Raw genomic sequence first — 11,527 nt, forward strand, 5'->3', positions numbered from 1 at the left:
GCAAGCCGGACACTCCGGACAACCCCGACAAGCCAGGTACCTCGAGCATCCCGAACCTCAGTAGCCTGTGGCCGCTCATCCCGCTGGCGATTATTCCGCCGGCACTGGCCCACTTCTTCAAGCCTCCGCACATTCCGGAGCTGCCGACGAAGCCGGCCAAGCCAGCAGAGCCGCTGAAGCCTGAGGAACCGAAGGCGCCAGAGGCACCGAGCACGGAAGCACAGCCGACGGCTGAGCAGACTCCGAGTGCTCAGCCGAGCCAGGCCAGCCAGCCAAGCACGACCACGAGCACTCCGGCCTCTTCCAAGAGCACCTCGTCTGGCAAGCTTGCCAACACCGGTGCTAACGTCCTGGGCCTCATTGGTGTGGCACTGGCACTTATCGTTGGTGCAGCGCTGATTCTGCGTCCTAGCCGCCGCAAGGATTCCTAAGCACTAGGTGTCCGCAGGGGCCTTCCCGGCCCCACGGCAGTGGTTGAGTAGACCACGAGCAAACGCCCGAGCATTAGCTCGGGCGTTTCTTTTTGCTCAATCACGCTGAGGCGATCCACATGCCCTGTCGAGGTTCGATGCCACATGAGAAGGGGTGTCTGCCGTCGTCGTCGGCTAGGGCGTCAGCGTGATCAATCGCGCCGGTTGACGGATGGATCACTTAGAGCTTGTGCCACAGCCTTATCTACGTGTGCAACGCTGCCTAGCCTTTCGCGGGGAATCTGAGAAAGCACTCACTCAAATGGGCGTCTCCCTTTGCGCTCACCGGGAGTGTTTGCGGTTGCTGTTTGAGGCTCACGGTGAGCGCGAAGGGCGAGTAAGGGAGAATGGAGGGCGGGTGGCTGAGCGCGCAGCGCGGCTTTTGTGGTCTGGTAGGGGAGGCAACCCGGGTTACACAAGCAAGAAAAGGCCCCGGCCACCACGCTCGTTATGAGTTCGTGGTGGCCGGGGCCTTGCTCGGCGCTGGGCTTTGGCCAGCGCCTGTGGCGTTAAGCACCTTTAGATGTCGAAGGCTTCCTCCAGCAGGTTCTTCTGCTCAATCTGGTGAACCTTCGCGTTACCGGTAGCAGTCGAGGACTGCGAGCGGCGGGACACGCGGACCATCTCCGGCATATCCGGGATGAGCTCACGCAGGTGCTCGTTGTAGAACGGCCACGGACCCTGGTTGGCCGGCTCGTCCTGCACGAAGCGAATCTGCGTTGCATTCGGGTAAGCCTCGAAAGCCTCACGCAGACGGTTGAACGGAATCGGGTGGAGCATCTCCACGCGGATGATAGCGATATCGTCGCGGCCGTCGGCCTCCTTCTTCTTTGCCAGCTCCCAGTAGAGCTTGCCGGAGACCAGCATGATGGTCTTGACCTTGTCGGTATCGCCGACCTTCTTGCCGTTGATGTCAACGAAGTTCGGGTCATTGATGACGGACTGGAACTTCTTGACCTCAGTGAAGTCCTCCACGGAGGAGGTTGCAGCCTTGTTGCGCAGCATGGACTTCGGGGTGAAGACCACGAGCGGGCGCTTCATCTCACCGAGAGCCTGACGGCGCAGCAGGTGGAAGTGGTTAGCCGGGGTGGACGGCTGAGCCACGGTCATGGAGCCCTCAGCACACAGCTGGAGGTAGCGTTCGATGCGGGCGGAGGAGTGGTCCGGGCCCTGGCCCTCGTAGCCGTGGGGCAGAAGCAGGATCAGGCTGGAAAGCTGGCCCCACTTGGCCTCACCGGAGGAGATGTACTCATCGATGATGGTCTGTGCGCCGTTGGCGAAGTCACCGAACTGTGCCTCCCAGGCCACCACAGCATCCGGGTTACCCACGGTGTAGCCGTACTCGAAGCCCATGCCGGCGAACTCAGTCAGGGCCGAGTTGTAGACCATGAACTTACCGCCATTGCCCTTGGACTTCGCCAGGTGAGCAACCGGGTTGTGCTCCTCACCCGTGCGCGGGTCGAAGGCCACAGCGTGGCGCTGAGTGAAGGTACCGCGGCGGGAATCCTCACCGGCCAGGCGGACAACCTTGCCGGAGTTGGCCAGGGAACCGAAAGCGATGAGCTCGCCCCAGCCCCAGTCGATGCCGCCTTCGCGCGAGGACTTCTGGCGGTCCTTGGCCACCTTGGCCACGCGCTTGTGGTACTCGAAGCCCTCCGGCGGGGTGCCGTAGGCGTCACCGATCTCGGCGAGCTCCTCGGCGGTGATGGAGGTGTCCAGACCACGGGTCAGCTCCTGGGAGGAGGTGATGCCGGTCTGTTCCTTCGGACCAGCCTCTTCCGCCTTCTTGTGGTCGGCGAAGACGGACTCCATCTGATCGTGGAAGTCGCGTGCAGCTGCCTCTGCCTCTTCATCGGAGAGGTCACCGCGGCCGATGAGCTCTTCGGTGTAGCGCTCACGGACAGACTTGTGGTCATCGATGATGTCGTAGAGCTGCGGCTGGGTCATCGACGGGTCGTCGGCCTCGTTGTGGCCGCGCAGGCGGTAGCAGACGAGGTCAATGAAGACGTCCTTGCCAAAGCGGCGGCGGTACTCGGTGGCCAGCTTGCCCACCCAGACAACTGCCTCCGGGTTATCGCCGTTGACGTGGAAGACCGGGCAGTCGAAGCCCTTAGCCAGGTCGGTGGCGTAGTGGGTGGAGCGTCCGGAATCCGGGGTGGTGGTGAAGCCAACCTGGTTGTTGACAACTACGTGGACGGTACCGCCGGTGGTGTAGCCGCGCAGCTTGGACAGGTTGATGGTCTCCTGGACCACGCCCAGGCCGGTGAAGGAAGCATCGCCGTGGAGCATGATCGGCACGACGGTGTGGCCCTCCGCGCCCTTGTCCAGGATGTCCTGCTTGGCGCGTGCGATACCTTCCATGACCGGGTCGACGGCCTCGAGGTGAGACGGGTTAGCGGCCAGAGTGACCTTGATTTCGCCGTCACCAAACATCTGCAGGTGCTCGCCCTCAGCACCCAAGTGGTACTTCACGTCACCCGAGCCGCCGAGCTGGCCGCCCTTGTAGTTGCCGTCGAACTCACCGAAGATATCTGCCAGCGGCTTGCCCACGATGTTGAAGAGCACGTTGAGGCGGCCGCGGTGCGGCATACCGATGACGACCTCGTCGAGGTCCTGGCCAGCGGCGGTGTCCACGATGGAGTCCAGCAGGGCGATGAGGGACTCAGCGCCCTCCAAGGAGAAGCGCTTCTGGCCTACGTACTTGGTCTGCAGGAAGTTCTCGAAGGCTTCAGCCGCGTTGACCTTCTGCAGGATGTACTTCTGCTCAGAATTGGTCGGCTTCGGCATGCCGGCCTCGATCTGCTCCTGCAGCCAGCCGCGCTCATCGCGGTCGAGGATGTGGGCGTACTCAGAGCCGACCTTGAGGGTGTAAGCGGAGCGCAGGCGGGTAACCACCTCACGCAGCGTCATGGTTTCCTTGCCACCGAAACCGCCAACGTTGAAGGTGCGGTCCAGATCCCAGATGGTCAGTCCATGGGTAGCCAGGTCGAGGTCACGGTGATCCGGCCAGGGCAGGCCCGGCTGCTTCCAGCCCAGCGGGTTGATGTCAGCCAGCAGGTGGCCGCGGGAGCGGTAGGCCTCGATGTACTGCATGACGCGCGTGTTCTTGTCGACGCCCGTATTGGGGACGTCGGCAGCCCAGCGGAAGGGCTGGTAGGGAACGCCCATGGACTCGAAGAGCTCGTCCCAGAAGGCGTCGTCCAGAATAAGCTGGCCGATGGTGCGCAGGAACTCACCAGACTCAGCGCCCTGGATAACGCGGTGATCATAGGTGGAGGTGAGGGTAACCAGGCGGCCAACGCCCAAATCAGCCAGGCGGTCGGCGGAGGTGCCGGCGAATTCAGCCGGGTAGTCCATGGAACCAACACCGATGATGGCGCCGGAACCCTTGGTCAGGCGGGCGATGGAGTGACGGGTGCCAATGCCGCCCGGGTTGGTCAGGTTGATGGTGACACCGGAGAAGTCATCCATCGTCAGCTTGTTCTTGCGGGAGCGGTCAACGATGTCCTGGTAGGCATCGATGAACTCGGAGAAGGTCTTGTTCTCCGCCTCCTTGATGGCAGCCACGACGAGGGCACGGGAACCATCCTTCTGCGGGAGGTCGATGGCCAGGCCCAGGTTGACGTGCTCCGGCTGGACCACGGTGGGCTTGCCGTCCTTGATTTCGTAGCGCACGTTCATGTCCGGGTGGATCTGAACTGCCTTGACCATGGCGTAGCCCAGGATGTGGGTGAAGGAGATCTTGCCGCCGCGGGTGCGCTTGAGGTGATCGTTGATCATCGCACGGTTTTCCCACATGAGCTTGACCGGGATGTCGCGCACGGTGGTGGCGGTGGGGATCTCCAGGGATTCGTCCATGTTCTTGGCGATTGCCTTGAACATGCCCTTGAGCACGCGGGAGCCCGGCTCCGGTGCATCCTTGATGCGATCCAGCGGGGACTCGGACTTCTTTTCAGCCTTCTTTGCGGACTTAGCGGCCGCGGCGGAAGCCTTAGAGTCGCTCGGTGCCTTGGCGCCCGGAGCTGCAGGGGACTTCTCTGCAGCTGGTGCTGCGCCCTTCTTCTGTGCGGGGGTGGTGGCCGGAGCGTCCGCAGCCTTGGACTGTGCGGCCGACTTCGGTGCCCCGTTGGCCTCAAAGTACTCGCGCCACTCCTTGTCTACGGAGTTCGGGTCCTTTGAGTACTGCTGAAACTGTTCGTCAATCAGCCACGCATTCGGGCCATAGATGCTCGAGTTGCTCACGGCAGATGCTCGCCTCTTTCTGTGCTTCTAAGTTTGTCTTTATTCGACTCTAGTAGGCCAATCCACGGGTGCGAAAGGCACCCCGAAAAGTGTCTTCCCTTATGATACGGGCCTTGGAAGTTTGCCCACTATCCCGGGCGGGTTTCCCGCCTTTTACTCCCCCTGCAGGGGGGAGAGCTGGGTTCCGGCATGGTCAATAACTTGGCGTCCCAATTTACGGTTGGCGGTCGTTCCCAGCACCGCGCCTACACCCATCGGCAGCAGTTTGGACACCCACGCCCACTTGAGCTTCTTGGTGGCCTGCTTCATAAACAGCTTGGTCAGGCGTCCGTTGAGGCCGCTGAGGGTGGGGCCGGAAAAGCGCGAGAGGGTAGCAGCGGAGGTGACGCCGGACAGAGAGGTTGCGTCACCTACAAAGGTATCGACCAACGCGCTGCCCTGGGAGCCGGTGAGCACCACCAAGACTAGGGCGCGGCGGCGCTCCTTATCCCGGATGTTGTCACCGCGCAGGTGCGCGGAGGCGAGGATGTACCAGGCAGCGGCCTCAAGGAAGACCAGGGATTCCGCGCCGATAGTGGCCGCGCCGGTGACTAGGCCGATGCCGGGGATAGCCGCGGATGCGCCGGCAGCGGCACCCGTGCCGGTGATGATGTTCATGAAGTGCTTGTCAATGAGCTCTTGGAGCTGTGCCGGGCTGGCGCTGGGGTTGCGCTTCTTCACGCCCTCGACATAGTTAATGATGACGGAGGACTGGACGGAGACGATTTTGTCGATGGCCCCCAAGAATCCCTTAGTAATGCGGTTGGCCTCATCAATTTCCAAGGTGCCCACGGCCTCTGCGGAGCCAGTCTCCTCGACGGCCCCGTCCCTGAGACTAATGTCTTTGCTCTTTTTCTCCTTGTTAAAGACCTTGTCCAACATTGTCTCACCTAACTTCTTAACTAAATTTGATTGTGAATCTGAACTGTATGTTTACCACCGTATCGAAAAAGCTTTATTCAGCGCGTTAGCAGGCGCGCGCACTAGGGTATGAGACATGAGCGAGTTTGAGCCTTCCCCCTCGCGCGAGGTCAGCGCGGCTGCGGCGCGCTTGCTTGCAGATTCCCTCCACGCCCGTGCCCGCGCCGCCCATGAGGCAGCACGCACCGCGCTTGCCGACGACCTCACGGTGCTCACCACCGGCGGCTGGGTACGCGGCTGCATCGAAGAGGAGTTGCGCACGGACCGTCCGCTGAGCGCTCCCGTGCGCTCGTGGCGCGGGATTCCTTTCGGCGCGGATACATCGGGTGCTCACCGTTTCATGGAGCCGCGACCTGCCCCCGCCTGGGAAGGAATCCGAGATTGCCGCGAGTTCGGGCATGTGGCACCGCAGCCCGTCTATTCCTGGACCGATCGCATCGAGGGCGCAGAGGATTGCTTGACCCTCGATATCGTTCGGCCCCACCGCTCAGGTCCGACCGCTGACCCGGCGACGCCTGGGGCGCGCGAGGCGGGGGAGAAGCTGCCCGTCGTGGTGTATCTGCATGGCGGCAGTTTCATTGTGGGCTCCTCCCACATGCTGATGTTGCGAGGCTTCGAGTTCGCAGCGCAGATGGACGTGGTCTATGTTTCGGTGAACTTCCGCTTAGGTGCTTTGGGCTACCTCGACGTCCGCAGTCTTGGCGGTGCGGCTTGCGCCAACCCGGCTGTGGCGGATCAGGTCCTGGCGTTGGAGTGGGTGCGCGAGAACATCGCCGCCTTCGGCGGAGACCCAGAAAACGTCACGCTCATGGGTGAATCCGCCGGCGGCGCGGCCGTCCTGACACTCATGGCGGTGCCGCGCGCCGAGGGACTGTTCCACCGCGCGATTGCGCAGTCACCGCCCATAGGCATGATTCATTCGCGGGCGCAGTCGGTGTTTTGGGCCCGCGAGCTGGTTCACAAGATGGCTTTGCCGCGCGATACCACCGCGGATGATCTGCGCCAGGAGGATTTCGCGGACTTGGTGCGCTCTGGCCAGTCCATGATGTGGCGCGCGGGCGAGTTGCTGTACCTGAACTCCTGCTACGCACCGACTGTCGATGGCGACCTCATCCCGCAACATCCCATCGAAGCCTTTGAGGACGGCAACCAGCACCCGGTGCCGCTGCTGGTGGGAACCAACTCCGGTGAGGCCAGCTTTGGAAAATTCCTCTTCCAACGCCAGAGCGCCCGGGAGCGCGCGGCCCTGCGGCTGCTGGCCTCCTTTGATCCGGAGAGCGCACCGGATGTCATCGCGGCATACGGCGGTGCGGTCTCGCGCCGCGACTTTGGGGACCTGCTTACCGACGCCCTCTTCTGGGCCCCCACCGTCCGGGTGGCCTCCGAACACGCGCGGCGCTATCCGACGTGGATGTACCGCTTCGACTTCGCGCCGGCAGCACTGCGCTGGTTGGGGTTGGGGGCGATGCATTCGATGGAGCTCTCCAACATCTTTGGAGATCCGGGAGCATCGCGCGTCTCCTTTCTGAACAGTATTGCCAAGCCTTCCGAAATGGAGAACGTAACCGGGGCCATGCAGACGCAATGGGGCGAATTCATTCGGGGCGGGGCCCCGCGAGACGACTGGCCGCAATACCGTGCTCCGCAGCGCTCGACCATGGTTTTCGATGTGGAGCCGCGCGTGGAGGAGGCGCCGATGGAGGGGCGTCGCCAAGCATGGGAGGCCTACGACATGCTGGAGTGGGGCACCGGGCGTCCGGAGATTCTGAAGGAACTGGGATTCCTGCTTGAGGACGGCAGCTATTGAGGGCAAACGCAGGTAAGATGTGTGGGGCCTTGGCAGCAGCCTGGGTGAGACTCCCACATGGATGGATGTTTATCACATGAGCTTTTTTGAAGATATCGCCTCTGCGCTGGACGGGGAGGGCATTGAGTCCCGCGTCAATGACGATGTGATGTTCGTGCCCATCACCTCCGATTTGGAAATCCAGTTTGTGGAAATTGACCCACTTCTGCCAGCCGCCAATGTATATATCGCCGCCGCAGACGTGGACGAGGATGACGAAGACTTCGAGGCCGTTTTGGTGTCCGTGGCGTTCTCTGTGGAGGATGCGGTTGAGGCCGTATCCCGCCACATCGCCACGGACCAGGTGGTGACGGTGCTGCGTGACCTGCTAGAAGGTACCGATGAGCGCATCGCTGAGTTGGAGTTTGTCCAGGACGAATTCAACCCGAACCTCGTCGTGGCGGAGGTAGCCAATGACTCGGAACTGCGCGTGCTGGTGGAGACCATCGACGGTGTTCCGAGCGCGGTCGTTCGTTTCCTCTCCTTCGACTTTGATGAGGAAGAGCTCGATGAGCTGGAGGATGAGGCAATCAGCAAGCTCTGGGATATCGAGACTCCAGAGGACCTGAGCGAAGAAGAGCGCGTTGCCATCTTCGGTGACGCGGAAGACATGGACGGCGGGCTAGCTCCCATCATCGAGGTTCCTGCCGAGGCCCTCGAACTGGGCACCTACACCGACTTTGACCGTCTCTTTGACGTGCTGAGCCTTGTCTCCGATCAGGCCTTGGACTGGGAAGCCCAGCTGGTCAGCATCGATGATTCCGATATTGACGAGCCTGAGGTCTATGACATTTTCGGCGCTGACGATGAGGACGAGGACGACGTTCTTTTCGACGACGATGATGACGATGACTCCGACATCGAGGAAGGCGACGCCGACGACTAAAAACGTCCGGGGTAGGGTAGGAGCGTACTTTTCCCTGGCGTTGAAGAGGAGCAACCAAGACAAATGCCGAATGACAAGGCATCACTGAGCCAGCGTCTGTGTGTTGGCTCAGCGCTAGTGTGCGTGGCCTTGTCTTGGGTCCTGTCGTTGCGCCCGGACTATGGCCATCGTGATTTTGTCTTTTCCTCCGTGCTTTCGACCGGCGTGTGGTGCCTGAGTCTGCTCGGCGCAATTCTCTTCATTGCCGCACAGTGGCGGTCCTTGGGTAACCACGCACTGTTCAACCCTTTGCTTGCAGTGGCGGCAAACCTCCTCTTGTCGTCGTTGATCTTCAACATCAACATCCCCTTGTACCTCGACATGATGGGCACGGCTTTCATAGCAATCGTTTACGGCCCTGTCTTGGGAATGGGCACCGCAGTTTTGAGCGCTTGCCTGGCTAGTATCAATAACCCGTCGCTCTTGGCGTATTTGCCAACAGCCGTGGTGGTTGCCTATTTGTTTGGCTGGCTTGCTCGCCGTGGTGTGGTCAAACGAATGTTGGCCATGATGCTTGCTGGTACCGGGCTGGGCATTGTCGCAGGATTGTTGTCCGCCGTTTCTACGTGGTTACTTCCCAGCGATTACGGCCAGCGCGGCCCCGCTGAACTTATAGCGCTGTGGGAGCTCATACTGCACGATGAACACCTTGCCATTCTGCTTCAGAACCTGTGCTCTGACGTCATTGATAAGACGTTTACGGCGCTTGTGGTGTGCATTGCAATCCGCTTGGCGCCGAAGCCCATCCTTCGCCTTTATGACTACCCGGAGACGCGCCCAGCATTGGATCGCGTGCTGACGGAGGACAGGTTCTCGCTTTCTCTTGATGAGGAGCCGCCCAAAGGTTTTCTGGACCGGATCCAGCGCTATTTCTAGCGGCTGAGTATCTCAATTAGATAAGGTCCACCGGTACTAGGCGGCCTGACTAAATCCTTCGAAAAGGGAAAGCGGGGAATGCACTGGTGTGTAGGTGCTATCCACCAGCCACACAAACGTCGCCGCGCTGCTGCTGGAAATCTCATGCACCGCGGAGACGAGTTCTTCAGGGACCAAGGCCCGCACCCACGCTTCCGCTAGTGAGGGGGCGACGGGGCGGCCAGTGGGATCAGTAATGCGCACCGTAACGAGGTAGGAGGGCACGCGCTTTTCGCCATACCCCAGAACGCGGGCCTTAGCCCGCTCACCCACGCGGTGGCGCGAAATGGTAAGCGTCAGCGGGAGTGCTTCACCGCCATATATCTCTACCGGTGGCAGCACTTTTGATGGCGGGCGCCACTGCGGCGTCGGCCGCGCAAGCGAGCGTGGATGGCGGATGATGCTCTCTATGGAGCGAAGCGTTTCGTGGTGGTGGTAGAGGATATCCGCGGTGAGTTCACCGGTGCTGAGAGTGGACGGGGACTGAACGGAAGTGTGAATGCTGCTGTAGTTCTTCATGGCCCACACACTAGAAATCCGCGCGGACATCACCGAACTCTTTGGGAACGTATGTTCGATGAAACGTTCGACGATTTGACGGGGTGGGATACAGTGAATGGCGATATGAAAAATACTGCAGCTCCGCAGGTTAAGATCCCGCGGGAAATTTGGGTCATGGTCACCGCCGGGTTCATCATCGCCTTGGGGTACGGGCTCATTGCGCCGCTGCTTCCACAGTTCATCGTCAGCTTCGACGTCTCGATGGCGGCGGCCGGGCTCGTTGTCTCCGTCTTTTCCGCCAGCCGCCTTGTCTTCGCCCCGGCCGCCGGCTTCCTCATTGACCGCGTGGGCACGCGCCGCGTGTACGTGACAGGTTTGTTCACCGTGGCGCTCACCACCGGTTTGGTGGGAATGGCGCAGGAATACTGGCAGATCGTCGCTCTGCGGGCTATCGCCGGCATTGGCTCGACGATGTTTACTGTCGCGGCGATGGGGCTCATCGTGCGCCTGGCACCGCCCAGCATCCGCGGGCGCTGTTCGGCCACCTACGCCACATCCTTTCTTCTCGGCAACGTGATTGGTCCGCTCGTGGGTGCGAGCCTTTCCTTCCTGGGGTTCCGGTGGCCCTTCTTTATTTACGGCACCGGTGTGGCCATCGCCGCGCTGGTTGTGTGGATCCTCATGCCGTCGGTCAATCGCGCCGATGAGCGCCGGCGCCAACTCCGTCCGATGCACTTGGCGGAAGCCTGGGAGGATACCGCCTACCGGGCGGTACTGACGTCGAATTTTGCCCAAGGCTGGATCAACATGGGCGTGCGCGTGGCTGTCCTCCCTCTGTTCGCAGCCGCCATTTTTGCCAACGGCGCCTCGACGTCGGGCGTCGCTCTGGCGGCCTTCGCCGCCGGCAACGCCATTGTCCTGCAGTTCTCCGGATCATGGTCTGACCGGGTCGGACGTCGCCCGCTCATCATTGCAGGACTGGTGGGTTCCGCATTGTTCGTTGGCACGCTGGGCTTGGCGACGAACATCGTATCCCTCCTCATCCTCTCCGCCCTGTCCGGCGCGGCATCGGGCCTCATCGCTCCGTCGCAGCAAGCAGCCGTGGCGGACATCGTCGGCTCGCAGCGCTCGGGCGGACAGGTGCTGTCGACGTTCCAGATGGCAGGTGACTTCGGGCAGATTTTAGGCCCGATTTTCATCGGGCTGCTGGCGGATAGGTACGGATTTGAGACCGCTTTCGGGTTCTGCGCAGTAGTGGCTGCGGCCGGCATTGTTGCGTGGGCATTCGGCCGCGACACCTTGGGGGAGCGGAAGATCATTCTGCGTGGGTTGCGCCGCCGCTACCACCCGCGGCGATAGAAAGCGGAATAGTCCGACTACGAATTGCTAGCGGAGTTGTGCTGACGGAGTTTTGGGGCGGCTTTAACGCTACTTAGCGCGTGTGGCGCGCTTTCTTGCTGCATGCAGCCCATCGTGGGGTGGTGCCAGTCTTGAAGCTGCGTTCCCTAAAACGCGTAAACCCATACACGGAAGTTTCGGAACCGGTATCTGGGCGGTTCCAGCGCTTTTGGCTACGCTCGCTCGCGGCTCCCATAACCGACCTCCATTTTTTCTGCACCAAGGCAACAGAGATTAATTACTTCTTAATCTGCTAAGAAAAGATTAATT

General features: G+C 61.3%; 8 protein-coding genes. 5 read left to right on the forward strand and 3 right to left on the reverse strand.

Annotated features, from left to right (window positions below; all coding sequences use genetic code 11):
• The coding region (locus HMPREF2698_RS06865) for an LPXTG cell wall anchor domain-containing protein (RefSeq protein WP_141748932.1) at nt 1–431 on the forward strand (431 nt) is incomplete at its 5' end.
• A 558-nt stretch (nt 432–989) separates the two neighbouring features.
• Here HMPREF2698_RS06865 and HMPREF2698_RS06870 read toward each other — a convergent pair.
• Nucleotides 990–4,712, reverse strand: a complete 3,723-nt coding sequence (locus tag HMPREF2698_RS06870) for a multifunctional oxoglutarate decarboxylase/oxoglutarate dehydrogenase thiamine pyrophosphate-binding subunit/dihydrolipoyllysine-residue succinyltransferase subunit (protein ID WP_070563181.1) — start codon at nt 4,710–4,712, stop codon at nt 990–992.
• 153 nt (nt 4,713–4,865) lie between these two features.
• Nucleotides 4,866–5,633, reverse strand: a complete 768-nt coding sequence (locus tag HMPREF2698_RS06875) for a hypothetical protein (RefSeq protein WP_070563184.1) — start codon at nt 5,631–5,633, stop codon at nt 4,866–4,868.
• 115 nt (nt 5,634–5,748) lie between these two features.
• Here HMPREF2698_RS06875 and HMPREF2698_RS06880 point away from each other — a divergent pair, with 115 nt between their 5' ends.
• The 3 genes from HMPREF2698_RS06880 (at nt 5,749) to HMPREF2698_RS06890 (ending at nt 9,319) form a co-directional block, all read left to right on the forward strand.
• Nucleotides 5,749–7,479, forward strand: coding sequence for a carboxylesterase/lipase family protein (locus tag HMPREF2698_RS06880; protein ID WP_070563187.1), 1,731 nt, complete (start codon nt 5,749–5,751; stop codon nt 7,477–7,479).
• 76 nt (nt 7,480–7,555) lie between these two features.
• Nucleotides 7,556–8,404 carry a DNA primase gene (locus HMPREF2698_RS06885; protein WP_070563190.1) on the forward strand — a complete coding sequence of 283 codons (849 nt, stop codon included), beginning with the start codon at nt 7,556–7,558 and terminating at the stop codon, nt 8,402–8,404.
• Nucleotides 8,405–8,467: 63 nt separating this feature from the next.
• Nucleotides 8,468–9,319, forward strand: a complete 852-nt coding sequence (locus tag HMPREF2698_RS06890; protein WP_070563193.1) for a hypothetical protein — start codon at nt 8,468–8,470, stop codon at nt 9,317–9,319.
• A 36-nt stretch (nt 9,320–9,355) separates the two neighbouring features.
• Here the strand turns inward: HMPREF2698_RS06890 and HMPREF2698_RS06895 are convergent, their stop codons facing one another.
• The gene (locus HMPREF2698_RS06895) at nt 9,356–9,877 is read right to left on the reverse strand and encodes a hypothetical protein (protein ID WP_246819445.1); all 522 of its coding nucleotides are present in this window, start codon (nt 9,875–9,877) and stop codon (nt 9,356–9,358) included.
• A 105-nt stretch (nt 9,878–9,982) separates the two neighbouring features.
• Here HMPREF2698_RS06895 and HMPREF2698_RS06900 point away from each other — a divergent pair, with 105 nt between their 5' ends.
• Nucleotides 9,983–11,218 (forward strand): MFS transporter, encoded by a 1,236-nt coding sequence (locus tag HMPREF2698_RS06900; RefSeq protein ID WP_070531242.1) that lies wholly within the window; start codon nt 9,983–9,985, stop codon nt 11,216–11,218.
• Nucleotides 11,219–11,527 lie beyond the last annotated feature (309 nt).

This window comes from Corynebacterium sp. HMSC072A02, assembly GCF_001810085.1.
In the GTDB taxonomy this organism is placed as follows: domain Bacteria; phylum Actinomycetota; class Actinomycetes; order Mycobacteriales; family Mycobacteriaceae; genus Corynebacterium; species Corynebacterium hesseae.

What these genes read in the sequence shown, in the direction of transcription:
- HMPREF2698_RS06895 (WP_246819445.1), bottom strand. Translation starts at nt 9,877, where the DNA reads ATGAAGAACTACAGCAGCATTCACACTTCCGTTCAGTCCCCGTCCACT.
- HMPREF2698_RS06885 (WP_070563190.1), top strand. Translation starts at nt 7,556, where the DNA reads ATGAGCTTTTTTGAAGATATCGCCTCTGCGCTGGACGGGGAGGGCATT.
- HMPREF2698_RS06875 (WP_070563184.1), bottom strand. Translation starts at nt 5,633, where the DNA reads ATGTTGGACAAGGTCTTTAACAAGGAGAAAAAGAGCAAAGACATTAGT.
- HMPREF2698_RS06880 (WP_070563187.1), top strand. Translation starts at nt 5,749, where the DNA reads ATGAGCGAGTTTGAGCCTTCCCCCTCGCGCGAGGTCAGCGCGGCTGCG.
- HMPREF2698_RS06900 (WP_070531242.1), top strand. Translation starts at nt 9,983, where the DNA reads ATGAAAAATACTGCAGCTCCGCAGGTTAAGATCCCGCGGGAAATTTGG.
- HMPREF2698_RS06890 (WP_070563193.1), top strand. Translation starts at nt 8,468, where the DNA reads ATGCCGAATGACAAGGCATCACTGAGCCAGCGTCTGTGTGTTGGCTCA.